Annotated in this window: 18 protein-coding genes and 1 pseudogene; 2 read left to right on the plus strand and 17 right to left on the minus strand. The window is 52.2% G+C overall.

The window, feature by feature from the left end; genetic code table 11:
* Nucleotides 1-294: hypothetical protein (locus QZQ46_RS06785; RefSeq protein ID WP_296828212.1), on the plus strand; the 294-nt coding region annotated here is incomplete at its 5' end.
* On the opposite strand, the gene QZQ46_RS06790 is transcribed toward QZQ46_RS06785, so the two are convergent.
* The 4 genes from QZQ46_RS06790 to QZQ46_RS06805 form a co-directional block, all read right to left on the minus strand.
* The gene (locus tag QZQ46_RS06790) at nt 256-1,593 is read right to left on the minus strand and encodes an MFS transporter (RefSeq protein WP_296828214.1); all 1,338 of its coding nucleotides are present in this window, start codon (nt 1,591-1,593) and stop codon (nt 256-258) included. The genes QZQ46_RS06785 and QZQ46_RS06790 overlap by 39 nt on opposite strands.
* Nucleotides 1,594-1,672: 79 nt before the next feature.
* Nucleotides 1,673-2,188, minus strand: a complete 516-nt coding sequence (locus QZQ46_RS06795; RefSeq protein ID WP_296828216.1) for a transcription repressor NadR — start codon at nt 2,186-2,188, stop codon at nt 1,673-1,675.
* Between the two features lie 14 nt (nt 2,189-2,202).
* The gene (locus QZQ46_RS06800) at nt 2,203-2,715 is read right to left on the minus strand and encodes a hypothetical protein (RefSeq protein ID WP_296828218.1); all 513 of its coding nucleotides are present in this window, start codon (nt 2,713-2,715) and stop codon (nt 2,203-2,205) included.
* A 152-nt stretch (nt 2,716-2,867) separates the two neighbouring features.
* Nucleotides 2,868-4,121 (minus strand): diaminopimelate decarboxylase, encoded by a 1,254-nt coding sequence (locus QZQ46_RS06805; protein ID WP_296828220.1) that lies wholly within the window; start codon nt 4,119-4,121, stop codon nt 2,868-2,870.
* Nucleotides 4,122-4,300: 179 nt separating this feature from the next.
* Here QZQ46_RS06805 and QZQ46_RS06810 point away from each other — a divergent pair, with 179 nt between their 5' ends.
* Nucleotides 4,301-5,257, plus strand: coding sequence for a LysR family transcriptional regulator (locus tag QZQ46_RS06810; RefSeq protein ID WP_296828222.1), 957 nt, complete (start codon nt 4,301-4,303; stop codon nt 5,255-5,257).
* Here QZQ46_RS06810 and QZQ46_RS06815 read toward each other — a convergent pair.
* The 13 genes and pseudogenes from QZQ46_RS06815 to ruvC form a co-directional block, all read right to left on the minus strand.
* Nucleotides 5,162-6,040, minus strand: coding sequence for an AEC family transporter (locus QZQ46_RS06815; protein WP_296828225.1), 879 nt, complete (start codon nt 6,038-6,040; stop codon nt 5,162-5,164). The two genes, QZQ46_RS06810 and QZQ46_RS06815, sit on opposite strands and share 96 nt — an antisense overlap.
* Nucleotides 6,041-6,076: 36 nt before the next feature.
* Nucleotides 6,077-6,661 carry a sulfurtransferase-like selenium metabolism protein YedF gene (gene yedF / locus QZQ46_RS06820; RefSeq protein ID WP_296828227.1) on the minus strand — a complete coding sequence of 195 codons (585 nt, stop codon included), beginning with the start codon at nt 6,659-6,661 and terminating at the stop codon, nt 6,077-6,079.
* A gap of 104 nt (nt 6,662-6,765) precedes the next feature.
* Nucleotides 6,766-7,716 carry a protein translocase subunit SecF gene (secF, locus tag QZQ46_RS06825; protein WP_296828229.1) on the minus strand — a complete coding sequence of 317 codons (951 nt, stop codon included), beginning with the start codon at nt 7,714-7,716 and terminating at the stop codon, nt 6,766-6,768.
* A complete protein-coding gene (secD, locus tag QZQ46_RS06830) occupies nt 7,713-8,948 on the minus strand; it encodes a protein translocase subunit SecD (protein WP_296828231.1) in 1,236 nt (411 codons plus the stop codon). Before secD ends, secF begins: the two co-directional genes overlap by 4 nt.
* 48 nt (nt 8,949-8,996) lie before the next feature.
* Entirely contained in the window at nt 8,997-9,578 is a 582-nt protein-coding gene (locus tag QZQ46_RS06835) for a 5-formyltetrahydrofolate cyclo-ligase (protein ID WP_296828233.1), read from the minus strand.
* 79 nt (nt 9,579-9,657) lie between these two features.
* Nucleotides 9,658-9,957, minus strand: a pseudogene (yajC, locus tag QZQ46_RS06840) (preprotein translocase subunit YajC); the annotation flags it as partial.
* 36 nt (nt 9,958-9,993) lie between these two features.
* Nucleotides 9,994-11,100: a tRNA guanosine(34) transglycosylase Tgt gene (gene tgt / locus QZQ46_RS06845; protein ID WP_296828235.1), complete on the minus strand. Its 1,107-nt coding sequence runs from the start codon at nt 11,098-11,100 to the stop codon at nt 9,994-9,996.
* A 10-nt stretch (nt 11,101-11,110) separates the two neighbouring features.
* Entirely contained in the window at nt 11,111-12,130 is a 1,020-nt protein-coding gene (gene queA / locus QZQ46_RS06850) for a tRNA preQ1(34) S-adenosylmethionine ribosyltransferase-isomerase QueA (RefSeq protein ID WP_296828239.1), read from the minus strand.
* A gap of 25 nt (nt 12,131-12,155) precedes the next feature.
* On the minus strand, nt 12,156-13,505 hold the full coding sequence (locus QZQ46_RS06855) for a SpoIID/LytB domain-containing protein (protein WP_296828240.1): 1,350 nt from the start codon (nt 13,503-13,505) through the stop codon (nt 12,156-12,158).
* 11 nt (nt 13,506-13,516) lie between these two features.
* A complete protein-coding gene (locus tag QZQ46_RS06860) occupies nt 13,517-13,732 on the minus strand; it encodes a DUF2905 domain-containing protein (protein ID WP_296828242.1) in 216 nt (71 codons plus the stop codon).
* Between the two features lie 11 nt (nt 13,733-13,743).
* Nucleotides 13,744-14,748 carry a Holliday junction branch migration DNA helicase RuvB gene (ruvB, locus tag QZQ46_RS06865; protein WP_296828244.1) on the minus strand — a complete coding sequence of 335 codons (1,005 nt, stop codon included), beginning with the start codon at nt 14,746-14,748 and terminating at the stop codon, nt 13,744-13,746.
* Nucleotides 14,749-14,751: 3 nt separating this feature from the next.
* Nucleotides 14,752-15,357: a Holliday junction branch migration protein RuvA gene (gene ruvA, locus QZQ46_RS06870; RefSeq protein WP_296828246.1), complete on the minus strand. Its 606-nt coding sequence runs from the start codon at nt 15,355-15,357 to the stop codon at nt 14,752-14,754.
* Nucleotides 15,354-15,854 carry a crossover junction endodeoxyribonuclease RuvC gene (gene ruvC / locus QZQ46_RS06875; RefSeq protein WP_044504945.1) on the minus strand — a complete coding sequence of 167 codons (501 nt, stop codon included), beginning with the start codon at nt 15,852-15,854 and terminating at the stop codon, nt 15,354-15,356. Before ruvC ends, ruvA begins: the two co-directional genes overlap by 4 nt.
* Nucleotides 15,855-15,920 lie beyond the last annotated feature (66 nt).

Below are 15,920 nucleotides of genomic sequence, written 5' to 3' on the forward strand. Positions count from 1 at the left end.
TTTATTTACTGGCGTTCATTCAGTTCATTGTTCAGTTTTCAAAGGTCATCTGTCGCCTCAGCGGCGACTTGTTTATTCTACCAAACTCAGGATGCCTTGTCAAGGACTTTTGTGAAGTCTTTCGAAGCTTTTTTCCATCATTTGGCCTTTGTCAGCAAATACTCAAATCGCTTCGAGCCATGCGACATAGATAATTTTATCATTGAAAAAAAAAGCTGTCAAGAAGGTTTTGACAGCTTTTTTACAAAATTTACATCACTTGGCATCGGCAAATCGTTCGGTCATGCTCTCTAAATTCTTTTGTTTGCTTTCCATGCCCATTCCCATGACGACGACGGCAATGGCAGCGAATACGAAGGCAAACATGTAGAAGACGCCGCCGAAATCAAACTGCTGACCCAAGAGCACGCCTACCATAACCGGGGCCGCCATACCGCCAAAACGGCCGAAGCCGGCAGCCCAACCGCTTCCGAGAGCACGAATAGCCGTCGGATACTGTTCCGGTGTATAGGTATAGAGGACACCCCAGGCGCCGAGGTTAAAGAAGGACATGACAGCGCCCCAAATCATGAGCGTCGACGCCGTCGAAGCGTGGCCGAAGAAATAGCTGGCAACGCCGCTGAACAAGAGGAAGGACGATAAGGTATACTTGCGTCCGATTTTGTCGACCAGCCAAGCAGCGCAGTAATAGCCCGGCAGCTGAGCCAGGGTCATGATGAGGACGTATTCAAAAGTCTTGACGACCGTAAAGCCCTGTTGGAAGACGAGAGACGGCAGCCACATGAAGATACCGTAGTAGCTGAAATTGATGCCGAACCAGACCAGCCAGAGCATGACCGTCCGCGAGACAAAGGGCTTTCTCCACAATTCACGGAAAGAAGCTTTGGTGGCGACTGGCATCCGTTCATCATCATACGAAAAAGGAGCTGACGGTACCTGAAGTTTCGCTTCGATGGAAGCAACGATATTCCGCGCTTCTGTTACGCGGCCGCGGGCCAAGAGGTAACGAACCGATTCCGGCATATGAAGGCGAATGAGGCAGACATAGAGGGCCGGCAGGGCACCGATCAAGAAGGCCATGCGCCAACCGTAGACGGGAATGAAGAAATAAGCGATGCAGGCCGCTGCAATCCAACCGAGACCCCAAAAGCTTTCCAAGAGGACGATGAACCGGCCGCGAACGCGGGACGGTGCATATTCCGAAACCAGGGTCGCTGCTACAGGCAGTTCCCCACCGAGGCCGAAGCCGACGAGGAAGCGAAAGAAGAGCAGGGATTCATAACTCCAGGCCAAGGCACAGAAGCCCGATGCAATACTATATAATAAGACAGTAATCGTAAAGACTTTCTTGCGCCCAATGCGGTCGGCAGCCGTACCGGATACGACGGCGCCAAGAGCCATGCCGATGAGGCCGATGCTGCCGATGAGGCCCATCTGTCCCGGTGCCAATCCCCATTCTTTGGCAAGTACAGGCAGGATAAAGGCGATGAGCCCCGTATCCATAGAATCAAACAGCCAGCCCAAACCGGTGACCAAGAGCAGTTTATAGTGAAACCTGCCTACAGGCAAGGCTTCCAACCGGTCTAACAACATAACACTATTCCTCCTATCTACACAAGTGTCATGACACATAAATTGACATGACAACATTGTAGCATATGGAAGGAAAAAGTCAATCGCCGTATAAGACCTTTAAGTCATGCAAAGCGCTGCCGATGGCATCGAGTTCTTCTTCCGTCTTGGCTTCGACCAGATGGGTATGGATGCCGCCGCTGATGGTGCTCAGCATTTCGGCGCGGGAGTCCTTCATCCGCTTGATATACTGCTGGACGTCACGGCGGGAATGGAGATTCAAGGTCCCTTCCAAGTCACCATATACGTCATGCTCGATGACGACATTGTGGACGATGCCGCCGTTGTCGACGATGGCTTCAAGTTCGGCTTCCATCAAATCACTGCCGTGACAGCAGACGAAGACCCGCGTACAGCCCGCCTTTAAGGGAGTGACCAGCTGATAGCCACGAGGCGTTGAAATGATGCCGACGCCTTGAGCCCGTAAAATGGCGACATCGCCGACGATGATCTGACGGCTGACCTTACAGGCCTTGGCTAAGGCCGTTCCGGTAACGGCAGCCGTCGATTCGTGCAGCAGCTGAAGGATTTGTTCTCTCCGCTTGGTGTTATCCATAAAAAAAGTACCTCCTAAATATCTTTGTATACCTGCTGCCCCCGCACGGGAATATCGAGCAGCATGGCAATCCCCCGCCCCCATAAAAGGCCAGTGCAGAGACCCGGCGCAAAGCCCAGCACTTCATTAAAAAACCAGGAATGGGTGATGAAGGAAACATGATAGCCTATGACCTGGAACGAGGCGAATACTGCGCAAATGATGAGATAGGCCGGCATGGCCTTCTTCATGGGCGGACAGTGAAGTCTCCGCCGTTCTCGGCAATAAGTCAATTCCGGCAGTCCCTTTTTAACCCAAAGTCCGATCCCCATACCCAAGAAAAAGCCCATGAGAAAGCAGAGGATGGTCAAAAAAGGGTATTCCGAATAATAATATAATACCACACCGGACCAAATGGCAATGAGCCAGGCGGGACCGGAAAAATACCACAGGCGGCAAGTCCGTTTCTTTTTGAAATAAAAGCCGTAGGCAATCATGGCAACAGCCATGCAGAGCTGCGTTCCGGTCAATATATCGTAAGCACCCATCAGCCAAGATGCCCCCTTTCTCTCCTTTTCAAATAAATGACGGTATGTTATATCAGTATTATACTCGATAAAGATTAAAAATATATTAAAATTTAAAATAAAAGTCAAAAAAATACCCCTTACAGTATGTAAGGGGTGTGATTTACCTTCATTTATAAGTTTGAAAAGTCAAGGGTCGCAAAGAGATCGTCCAAGGTTTCAGCCCGGCGGATTTGGGTTACGGAACCGTCTTCATGGAGGAGGAGCTCTGCCGAACGGAGCTTGCCGTTGTAATTAAAGCCCATGGAATGGCCGTGAGCCCCTGCATCGTGGATGACCAGAATATCGCCGTCTTTGATTTCCGGCAGGCTGCGGTCAACGGCAAACTTATCGCAGTTTTCGCAGAGGGAGCCGACGACGTCGTAAACGTGGTCCTTCGGCGCATTTTCTTTGCCCATGACCGACAGGTAGTGGTAGGAACCGTACATGCCGGGGCGCATGAGGTTGGCCATGCTGGCGTCGACGCCGATGTATTCTTTCCAGATGTGTTTGTGATGAATAGCCGTCGTGACCAAATAACCGTAAGGGCCGGTAATGGCACGGCCGCATTCAAAGGAGAGACGGCATTTGCCGAGGCCTCTTGGGACCATGATGGCTTCAAAGTGTTCCTTGATGCCGGCACTCAATTCATCGTAATCGATGAAGGATTCTTCCGGGCGATACGGAAGGCCGATGCCGCCGCCGAAATCGAGGAATTCAATGTCGATGCCCAGGCTGTCCTGAACGTCAGCAGCTAATTCAAACATCATCTTGGCCGTGTTGATCAAGCCGTTTACCTGGAGTTCGTTAGAGACGACCATGGTGTGCAGACCGAAGTGGGAAACGCCTTTTTCTTTAAGGATGCGGAAGGCATCGAGGATCTGTTCACGGGTCATGCCGTATTTAGCTTCTTCCGGCGTGCCGATGATATCGTTGCCGCCCTGAAGGAGGGGACCCGGATTATAGCGGGCACAAATCCAATCCGGCAAGGGACCGCGTTTTTCCATGAAGTCGATCATGGAAATATCGTCGAGATTGATCAAAGCGCCGAGTTCCATAGCTCTTTTAAATTCTTCATAAGGCGTATCGTTCGAAGAAAAGACGATATCGTGGCCGGTAATGCCGACTTTGTCGCATAGTTCCAATTCTGCCATGGAGCTGCAGTCAGCGCCGACGCCTTCTTTTTGCAAAAGACGCATGAGGTAGGGATTCGGTGCCGCTTTGACGGCAAAATACTCTTTGAAATCATGGGCCCAATCAAAAGCCTTTATCAATTTTCGAACGTTATCAACGATGGCTTTTTCATCATAAATATGAAAAGGTGTCGGGTACTTGGCAATGATAGAACGAATTTGCGCTTCATTAAAGGGGACAGTTTTCTTGTTCATCCGATTCAGCTCCAATTTCTTATAATACAGCAAGATGCATAATCTAAATTACGAAACAAACTTGAAATTCATTGTTTCTCTACAATGATTATTATATAATACAAAGAGATAATTTGTGAAATAGATTATTTCAATTCATTTCATTCGATAATCAAATTGTAAGAAAAGGAGGTCCGGTCATGGACACAACGACGCTCCGGACATTTATTGCCTTAGCACAAATAAAAAACTTTACCAAGACGGCGCAGCAGCTCTTCGTCGCTCAATCGACAGTCACCAACCGCATCCGCGACTTGGAGACGGAACTGGGCGTCCCCCTCTTCGTCCGCAGTCACAAGCAGGTCGACCTGACGGCATCGGGACAAAAATTTCTTGACTATGCCCAGCGCTTCGTATCCCTCGAGCTGACAGCCCTTCAGGATATCCAGGCCTCGCCGACGTATGCCCGGAAGGTAAACATCGGAACGACCAATACGATTTATGAAAGCCACCTCCAGCGCCGCATCCGCAGCTACTTAAAGAAGCAGAAAGACGTCTCCCTCCACGTCACCATCGGCCATACGGCCGACATGATGCGCCAGCTCCAAGAAGGGACCTTAGACGCCATTTTTTCTTTCAGCGCCATGTTCAAAAGCGGCTTCGTCTGCCAGCCTTACCGAACGGATTCGCTGGTCCTGGTCTGCCGGGCTTCCGATACCACCTACGCCAAAGGGATCTATAAAGACGATCTGCAAAAAATCGACTACTTATTCTGCAACTTCGCCCTCCAAGGCGTCGGCCTCTACATTCAGGACCTCTTTCCGCGCCATCACCGCTTCCCCTTAGAAATCGACAACAGTACCAAGCTTCCGCAATACGTCGCCGCAGGCATCGGTTATACCTTCCTGCCGAAGAGCCTCATCGAGGACGACTTAGACGCCCGGCGCCTGCGGGCCATCCCCCTTCTCGATTTTGAACCGCCGAAGGTCGACAGTTACTACATCACCCGCAGCCCGTCGACGGTACCGGCAGATCTGGAAGAGGAACTCTTAGCCGACCGGTCACATCGATTCCAAGAAGACGATCAAGGTCGACATGATGACGATGGAAATGAGGATATAGAAGGAGCTGATGCAGGCCGCAACTTCGATTTTTAACTTCAGTTTTGCCGTATAGTAGCAGGCCATGCCGGCGATAGGTGCAAAGACCAATACTATCAGTACCCGCTTGATATCCATCGAATAGTCGAGACCGAAGTAGATGAAGACGGCAAAGACCATGGAAATCAACAGGCGCAGCCCCATATTGGTATAGATGAGGTGCAGGTATTCCTTCTTTAAGGACAGGCCCAAGGCAACGCCGATCATCAGCATCGACAAGAAGGTATTCGCCGATGCCGGCACCTTGACCCAGTCGATGACAACCTGAGGCAGGACGAATCCCCCTAAAGACAGAGAAATCATCAGAATGTACGACAGGACCGGCAGGGACGAAAAGATTGTCTTGCCCAAAATACAGAAGATATTCTCCCCTTTTTCACCGCGTACATAGCGGGCCAGGCCATAACCGCCGCCAAGGCACATGAGAGAGTTGCCGGCATCAAAGAGGCAAACGATAAGAACGGCAGCGTTGTCGAAGAAGTACGACACGAAGGGCAGAGCAAAGTTGCCGATATTATAGCCGTTCAAATTGAGCATATAGAAAGCCTTTTCGTCTTTGGTCCGCCCGGCGCCATAGCCAAGGCCGACCATAATCAGGTTAAAGACGATGGCTAAGAGGCTGATGAGCAAATAGCTCACTTCGAAGTGGATACCGTTGAGATTGGCAATGATGACCGACGGCAGAGTGATATTAAAGACAATCGTCGATATGGTATGAAAAGTGCTGCGCCCAAAGAGGCGCAGCTGTTTTAATACATAGCCGCAAATGATGAACGACACCAGAATGGCCGCTTTTATGATCGTTATTTCCATGGGTTACGGTTTGACGATGCGATTGGCCGTACGCATCATTTCGATAATGCGGAACATGTTGGTAATGGAGCCGACAGCGACTTTTTCCGTCAGGCCATAGTAATTGAGGCAGGCGCCGCAGGCATAGACTTCGACCCCCTGGGCTTCGAGATTCTTCAAATCTTCGAGGGACTCCGAATCTTCCGTGACCAGGGATACGCCGCCGTTATAGCAGATAATCTGCTTAGGCAGTACGTCCTGTTCAGTCAAGGTATAAATAAAGGTCTTCAAAAGGTTCTTGCCGAGAGTATCGTCCCCCAAGCCCATGACCGGCGCATTGAGGACGACAACATAGTCCGACCCCGATACAGCCGGTGCTTCTTCAACGACCGCATCGGCCCCTTCTTTCACCAAGGTGACCGTATAGTGGGTTTCTGACTCTTTAGTCATCGTGTAGGCACAGTTCATCTGTTCCGATAAGTTTTTGAGATTTTCCGTAGCAATTTCATTGTCGACCGTAATTTCAACGGCGTCGTGATCTTTCAAAGCCTTGTGGGCTTCAATGACCGGCAAGGGGCAGGCCTTGCCTAAAGCATCGATTTTAAACATCCTGATTCCTCCTCATCGCCCCTTACCCGGGTAAGGGAATGCATACATATGAAATGAAAAAGGGCTGCACCATGAAGACAGACTCCATGGGACATCCCTTCTTTTTATCCTTTTTGTGTTTCTGCAGCTTCTTCGTCTTCTTCGGATGCATCGTCAGAAGCTTTGAGGCCCCGTCGATTCGACGTATGGTTTTTCCATACGACCCAGATCGACGTATCGACACAGATGGACGAATAAGCCCCGCTGATAAAGCCGATGAGCATGACCAGGGAGAAGTTCTTTGTCGATTCGCCGCCAAAGAAATGGAGGGCACCGCAGGCAAAGAGAACCGTCGATAAGGTGTAGATACTACGGTGGATACTCTGAGAAATACTGTCATGAGCCAGTTTTTCATAAGAGTCGGTTCGCCGGTGGGTCCGCGTATTTTCACGGACGCGGTCAAAGATGACGACGGCTTCGTTCATCGAATAGCCGACGACGGTCAGGATAGCCGCCAAGAACGTAGCGTCGATTTCCAACTGGAAGAAGGAGAAAACGCCCAGGACCATGATCAAATCGTGAACGATGGAAATGAGGGCCGAAATGGCAATCTTATACTCGAAGCGGAAGGAAATGTAGGCCGCTAAGGCGATGAAGGCCACGGCCAAACTGGTAATGGCATTTTTCGTGACTTCCGATCCGATGACGGCACCGACCGATTCGGTCCGCTTGATTTCTGCACCGCCTAAAGAGGTGCTCAATTTTTCCGACAAGGATTTCGTTTCGTCACTGGTCAGATTACGCATGCGCAGCATGACGTCTGTCGACGAATCCTGATCGGTAACGCCGGTCAATTGGATGACCGTATTGCCCAGATCCATATTGGCTCCATCGATGACCTGACGGACTTCAGAAACGCTGACAGCCTTGTTGAACTGCATGTCAAGGATGGTACCGCCTGTATAGTCGATACCGAAGTTAAATCCATTGATAAAGATGGAAATAAGGCTGGCAAGGACCAGGACAGACGATAAGATGAACCACCAGGTGCGATGTTTGATAATATCAAAACTCATTTCTGTCCCCCCTTTTTCAGCATATGTTCAGGCGGTTTACGGTTTAAGCCGTAGAACCAGGGATTGATGATCAATCCCGTATTAATAAACCAGGTCAGAAGCGAACGACTGACGACGATGGCCGTGAACATGCTGACGACGAGACCGAGGGCCAAGTTGACGGCAAAGCCTTTGACCGTGCCGCTGCCCATGACGATGAGGACGACGGCGGCAATCATGACCGATACGTTGGCATCGAGGATGGTATTGAAAGCCCGGCGGAACCCGGCTTCCATCGACGTTCGCAAGGTTTTCCCGACCAGGACCTCTTCTTTAAACCGTTCGAAAATGAGGATGTTGGCATCGACGGCAAACCCCATAGACAGGATGACGCCGGCAATCCCCGGCAGGGTCAGTGTCGCATCGAGGTATTTCAAGATGCCCAGCAGGATGAGGACGTATACCAAGAGGGCGATATTGGCTACGATACCGGATACGCGGTAGATGACGATTAAAAAGACCATAATCAGAATGATGCCGATCGCAAAAGCCCTTTCACTCTTTAATTTAGAGTCAAGGCCCAGGCTCGGACCAATCGTGCGGACTTCCATGACTTTCAATTTAACAGGCAGTGCGCCCGAACGAAGGAGGATGGCTAAATTCTTGGCATCTTCCAAGGTCTGGCTGCCGGTGATGACCGCTTTGCCGCCCGTAATCGGTTCGTTGACGACGGGGTTGGTCAAGAGTTCACCGTCAAGGTAAATGCCGATTTTATGGCCTACATTAGAGGCTGTAAGGTCGGCAAATTTTTTAGCCCCTTCATCGGTAAATTCAATGCCGACGACGTTTTTATGGCCTTGGTCGATCTGTTCTTTTGCCGTTTTCAGATCGCTCCCGGTCATCCGCGTCGTTCCGCTTTCATCTTTAAACTCCATGACAGCCGTTTTACCGATTGTTTCGATGGCTTTTTCCGGATTCTTTTCACCCGGCAATTCGACGATGATTCGACGAGCGCCTTCTTTCTGAACAAGCGGTTCGGTCAGGCCCATTTCATTGATACGGCGTTCGACGATGGTGACGGCACGGCTCAAAGAGTCTTCCGTAACCGGTGCGTCCGGCGTATCTTCGGCTTCTAAGACGATATGCGTACCGCCTTGTAAGTCCAGGCCTTGTTTAATGGAGTTGGCAAGCGGATTAATAAAAGTAACAAAGGCTGCCACGATGATGATGACGGCCCCAAAAAATTTTATCATGTTACGAGTCCGCAACGATACTCCCCCCTCTGGGTAAATCTTATGGTTTTATTGGTGAAGCACGAGATGGCGCCTGTCCGTAACCACTTCGGTCATGATGACGTCGTGGCCTTCTACGGGTACAGTGGGAACCATCTGAACGTCCCAAGCGACAGCAATGGCCGCTACCGGTCCCTTCCCGCTAAGGAAGCGGTCGTAGTAAGCAGCGCCGTGACCTAAGCGGCCGCCATTTTCATCGAAGGCCAGGCCCGGGACAAGGATGAGATCGAGGTCAGCTGCCGCCACGCGCGGACTGCCCTCCGGCGCCGTGCGGATGCCGTAAGCTCCGACGACAGCCTGATCCAGCCCTTCCAATCGGGCTGCCACGATTTCGGTCCGACTGATACAGACCGGGACGTAGACCTCTTTCCCATCTCGAACAGCCCGGGAAATCAAGGCGTCGAGGCTGACTTCGTCAGGCATATTGAGAAAGGCCATGATGCGCCGTGCCCGGTCATAGGCCGGCAAAGCCGAAATCCGGGCACAGACGGCCGCACTGGCCGAAGTTTTTTCGGCTTCCGTCAATTGATGGAGGCGGTCATACATAGCGCTGCGCAGTTCTTTCTTACTGAGCATCTTTCTGGTTTTCATCAGCAGGCTGAGCTGCTTCTGCTTTTACGTCACTTTTTTCTTCAACAACTTCCGGCTTTTCGGCCTTCTTAGCAGCCTTTTTGCCTTCGCTGCTGTTCTTGCTGAGGACCTGAGCAACAGCTGCGCGGGTAACGCGGATTTCGACCTTATCGGCTACGCGGATGACGAGATAATCGTCATGCAGGGATACGATCGTACCCATGACGCCGCCGACAGTGACGATTTTAGCGCCCGGCTTCAGGCTGTCCAGCATTTCCTGCCGTCTCTTCTGCTGCTTTTTCTGCGGCCGCCACAGCAGAAAATAAAAAATGACGACCATGAGGATAATGGGCCAAAAAGCGGTAAGCTGTTCAGTCATATCCATGTCAAACACCTCCATCAACTAAAAAAATTAAAATATTTTATGTGCAAGCGCTTACGCGTCTTGATACCTTTTCCAAAAATCCCGGCGGAATTCGCGGAACGTCCCGTCGAAGATCGACTGACGCATATCCCGCATGAACTGCAGCAGGAAATAAAGGTTGTGAATACTGACCAAACGATAAGCCAGAAGTTCTTCCGCTTTGAAGAGGTGGCGGATATAAGCCCGCGAATAATTGCGGCACGTATAGCACTGGCAGCCATCTTCAATGGGATGAAAATCATGAGCATACTTGGCATTGCGCACGGTCAGGCGTCCTTCATGGGTCATAGCCATGCCGTTGCGGGCAACGCGGGTCGGGAAGACGCAGTCAAACATGTCGACGCCGCGGGCAACGCCTTCAAGGAGGCAGTCCGGCGTGCCGACACCCATCAGATAACGGGCCTTGGTCTTCGGCAGATACGGGGTCGTATGCTCAAGTATATCATACATTATATCCTTAGATTCGCCAACACTCAAGCCGCCGATGCCGTAGCCGTCAAAATCCATGTCGACCAAATCGCGGCAGCTCTGCTGACGAAGATCCTTGTACATCCCGCCCTGGACGATGCCAAACAACCCCTGGGTCTCACTGTGGTGATGGTCGAGGCAGCGCTTTGCCCAGCGGCTGGTCCGTTCCGTCGACAAGCGAGTGTATTCGTAGTCGGACGGATAGGGAATGCATTCGTCAAAGGCCATGGCAATATCGGAATCGAGGGCCATCTGAATGTCCATCGACACTTCAGGCGACAAGAATTTTTTCGAACCGTCTAAGTGGGAACGGAAGGTAACCCCTTCTTCGGTGATCTTGCGCATCTGGCCGAGGCTGAATACCTGAAAGCCGCCGCTGTCGGTGAGGATCGCCTGCTTCCAGTTCATGAATTTATGAAGGCCTCCCGCTTCCTTGACCAAATCGTGGCCCGGGCGAAGGAACAAGTGATAGGTATTGCTGAGGATGACCTGAGCCCCCATATCGTAGAGCTCTTCCGGCGTCAGTGTCTTGACCGTCGCCTGCGTACCGACAGGCATGAACATGGGCGTCTTGAACGTACCGTGAGGGGTACGCAGGATACCGGCACGGGCGCCGTCGCATTCGGCCTGTTGTTCGTAGGTAATAACCATAGATTCCTCCCTAGTGAATGAACATGGCATCGCCAAAACTAAAGAAACGGTATTTTTCTTTTACAGCCGTTTCGTAGGCTTTTAAGATTTTTTCCCTCGTCGACAAGGCACTGATGAGCATGAGCAGTGTCGATTCAGGAAGGTGGAAATTAGTGACCAGGGCATCGACAATATGGAAGGTAAAGCCCGGATAGATGAAGATATTGGTCCAACCGGAACCGGCTTTTAAAGTCCCTGTCGTACCGGCGCTTTCAAGGGTCCGGATGCTGGTCGTACCGACGGCAATGACCCGTCGTCCTTCGGCTTTGGCCTTGTTGATCGTCGCTGCCGCTTCTTCCGTAATGCTGTAAAATTCGCTGTGCATTTCATGATCTTCGATGTTTTCTTCCTCGACAGGCCGGAAGGTTCCCAAACCGACATGCAGGGTGACGAAAACTTCTTCAACGCCCTTATCGCGAATTTTCTGCAGCAATTCTTCGGTAAAATGAAGGCCCGCCGTCGGCGCCGCTGCCGAGCCGCGTTCATTGGCATAGACCGTCTGATACTGGTTGGGGTCTTCCATCTTTTCGTGGATATACGGCGGAAGGGGCATTTCCCCGATAGAATCGATGATGTCGTCGAAGTTGCCGTCATAGGAAAATTTGATGATACGACCGCCAAAATCGGTCCGATCTTCGACGGTGCCCGTAAGGCCTTCGGCAAATTCGATGGTCGTTCCCGGAAGGGCTTTTTTGCCCGGCTTTACCAATACTTCCCAGCGGTCATCGCCGACAGGCGTCAAAAGCAGGACTTCGACCTTGCCGCCCGTCGGGGTGCGCTTGCCGTAAATCCGCGCCGGAATGACGCGGGAGTCATTGAATACCAGGACGTCGCCTTCGTGGAGTTCATCGACGAGGTCATAAAAATATTTATGGGCTACATCGCCGCTCTTTCGGTCATACAGCATGAGCCGAGCGTGATCCCGAGGTTCTGCCGGATGCTGGGCGATGAGTTCTTTCGGTAAATCGTAATAAAAATCTGTCAGTTTCACAATAAGACCTTCCTCTTTTAATGCATTAATAGAGCTTCTTTATTTCCGTCCCCGTATAGTAATGGGTCAAAATCTTCCGGTAATAATCTCGTTCTCCGGCGTGCTCCTGCGCCATCTGGTAAGCCCCGTACTGGCTCATTCCCAAGCCGTGGCCCCAGCCAAAACCGTAGATGGTCAAGGGCTGACCTGCTTTGACCGTAAAATCGAGCTTGCGGGCAGCCTTTCCCGTGTCGGGATCCGGAGCCGTCCCCTTGCCGCTGTAAAAGTCAAAAAGCGTGCTGCGCAGTCCGAAGATGGACTGGAAGGCCAGGCCCTTTACGGTGACATCGCCTTTGGTGCCGTGGACGACCAGTGACTGAACCCGGCCCGATACGCCGCGGTCCTTTGTCGTCATAGGCCGTTTGGCCAGAGGCGACAAGGTAATCGACTTGATTTTCCCTACGCCCTTTCCGGCAGCCGTCAGTTTCTCAGCCATCTTTTCCGGCGTTGTCGTCACCGACCAGCGGTAGCCCGGCATCTTGTCGCTGGTATCACTGACACCGCGCAGATACGGGATGTATGTCCCCCATACATTTTCACTGTTTTCGGTCCAGCCGCCGCCCGTCGAGAAAAAGAAGGCGTCGATAGGCTTTCCCTGATAAGTCAGTATTTCGCCCTTAGTCGCATTGACCGCTCGGATGACCGACGGCGACTCGCCGCCGACACCGGCATAGACCTGGCTCGACGTATCGTCCGTCAAGTCAAAGCCGCGCTGACTAAAGCGCTTCTTATGGGCAATGGCATAGGTCCGAGCAGCGACGGCCTGGGCCTTCAAGGCTTCTTCGCTCCACGCCGGCGACATTTCTTTGCCGACGACGCCGTAAAGATACTGTTCTACGGGCAGGACATTGACGACGGTAATCCCCCAGCGGCCGGGCGACTTCATCAGTTCCAAGTCACCGCGGTAGGCATAGCCGTCCGTGACCTTGACCACGCCGTTTTTTCCTAAGGAACGGACTTTCAGGTTTCCCTTGCCGGCCGTTCCGTTGACGGCCAAATCGGTTCCCGATAAGGTAACCGTAACCGGCACATTGGCTGCCGATTTTTTCCAAAGGGAATCGCCGCGGTAAATGCCCAGCCCCTGGGGGCTCGTAAAGGATACGCGGCCCTGCCCTTCGCGGATGCCGATGCGTACCGTATCCGTTTTTTCCTCAACCGGTTTTTGCTGCGGCACCGTCGTTTTAGACGACCGGCCGGATTTTGTCTGAACCGTCTTTACAGGCTGGCGCGAAACCGTTTTTTTATCTTTAGCGGGCGCTGCCCAAACACTGGTCGTAAGGAGTGTGCAGACGGCAGCTGCCGTACAAATAAAAGCCAATCGACTTCGTTTATTCATAAAAACGCACCTCATAAACGAAAGAATAGATTCAATACAATCGTCAAGATCACGCTGATGAGAATACAGGTGACAATAGGGAAGGAAAAGGATGTATTCCCTCTGGTAAAGGAAATATCTCCGGGCAGATGGCCCAAGAACTTTCCGATTCCCAAGGCATCACCGGCCATCCAGATAAGGCCGGCAAGGATAAAAAAAACGCCGATCATGAGCAATAATTTTCCCATGCTGTCCCTCCTCATTCCGCAGTCGGCACGGGGAGACCCAAATGCCGATAGGCAGCATCGGTAACGACGCGGCCGCGGGGCGTGCGGTTCAAAAAGCCCTGCTGCATCAAGAAGGGCTCGTATACGTCTTCTACGGCGTCAACGGACTCGCTGATCGCAGCTGCAATCGTGTCGAGCCCGACGGGACCGCCGCCGAATTTTTCGATAATGACCTGCAGAACCTTGCGGTCGGTCCGGTCCAGGCCGCACGAATCGACTTCCAGCCGATTGAGGGCATGATTGGCAAGATCCGCCGTAATGGTCTCGACGTCGGCCACTTGAGCAAAGTCACGAACGCGCTTCAACAAGCGGTTGGCAATACGCGGCGTCCCCCGTGAGCGGCGGGCGATTTCAAAGGCGCCGTCGTCGTCGATATCCATAGCCAGAATATCTGCCGTCCGTTTAATGATGAGGACCAGATCTTCGGGCTTATAAAATTCCAAGCGGCAGATGACGCCGAAGCGGTCGCGAAGAGGCGGCGCCAGTCGCCCGACCTGGGTCGTCGCCCCGACCAGCGTAAAGGGCGGCAGATCGATGCGCACCGACCGGGCACTGGGCCCCTTGCCGATGACGATATCGAGGGCATAGTCTTCCATGGCCGCATAGAGTACTTCTTCGACGCTGTGGGACAGGCGGTGGATTTCGTCGATGAACAACAGATCCCGTTCCTGCAAATTGGTCAATAAAGCTGCCAAATCACCGGGGCGCTCGATAGCCGGCCCGGACGTAATGCGCAGGTTGACCCCCAATTCATTGGCGACGATGCCGGCCATGGTCGTCTTGCCGAGGCCCGGCGGGCCGTACAAGAGGACGTGGTCTAAGGCTTCCTTGCGAAGCTTGGCCGCTTTTATAAAGATCTCCAGATTTTCTTTCGCTTTGGTCTGGCCGATATATTCTCGAAAGTAGTGAGGCCGCAGACTGTACTGCCAGGAATCACCGGGCAAATCTGCAGTCTCGATGACGCGATTCTCTCCCATGTCTTACCTCCCGCTCCCTAAGGACTTCAAGGTCGCTTTTAACAGCGCTTCGACGGTTTCACATTCGGATAAATGGGACTCAGCCACGGGCAGGACTTCCTGCTCGCTGTAGCCGAGGCCGGTCAGGGCCGCTACGGTTTCCGCGAGGAGTCCCGACAAGCCGGACGGAGCCTGGCCTTCCCCGACTTCCGCCGCAGGGGCAACGCCGTCGAGGCCGATTTTATCCTGTAATTCCAAGACGATCCGTTCCGCCGTCTTCTTGCCGACGCCGGGCATCTTAGTCAAACTCTTGATATCCTTATTGTGAACGGCCAGTCTGAAGCCGTCGGCCTTATCGGCACTCAAGATGCCCAGGGCTACCTTAGGCCCGACACCGTTTACGCCGATGAGGAGCATGAAGAGGTCGTATTCGTCCTGGGTGGCAAAACCATAGAGCAGGATGGCGTCTTCCCGAACGCTCATATAAGTATATAAGAGGGCTTCCCTGCCGACGGTCAACGTATCCAAAGTCGATGCCGGCGCATAAGTCCGATAGCCGACACCGTGGACATCGATAAAGCAGGAATTCGAAAAAATATGGCTGACAATGCCTTTTACATATCCGATCATAACTGTACCTTCCGTTTCAGACTCATGGAGTGGCTGGAATAAATGGCATAGATAGCCATGGCCAGGCCATCGGCAGCATCGTCGGGCTTAATTTTCTGACGGATGCCTAAGAGGCGCATGGTCATATCGATGACTTGTTCCTTTGTCGCCCGGCCGTAGCCGGTAACCCCCTGCTTGACCTGCAGAGGAGAAAACTCCAGAATCGGGATGCCCGCCTGCTGAGCCGTCAGCAAAATGACGCCGCGGGCTTGGCCGACCGTAATGGCTGTCGTAACGTTGCGGTTGAAGAAAAGCTGTTCGACGCCGATGAGGTCGGGCTGATATTTCCGATAAAGTTCATTGAGGCCGTCAAAGAGCATGACCAGGCGTTCTGCATCGCTCGATTTCGATGGCGTCTGAATCGTTCCATACGTCACCGGTTTCAGCCGGCTGCCGTCACTGTCGACAACGCCAAAACCGCAGATAGCCGTCCCCGGATCGATTCCCATGGCACGCATCTTTCAAACCTCCTATCATAACAGACTAGTGTTTATTATAACACGAAACCAGGGGACTGGTACAGA

The sequence above is a fragment of the uncultured Megasphaera sp. genome (assembly GCF_900539295.1).
In the GTDB taxonomy this organism is placed as follows: Bacteria; Bacillota; Negativicutes; order Veillonellales; family Megasphaeraceae; genus Megasphaera.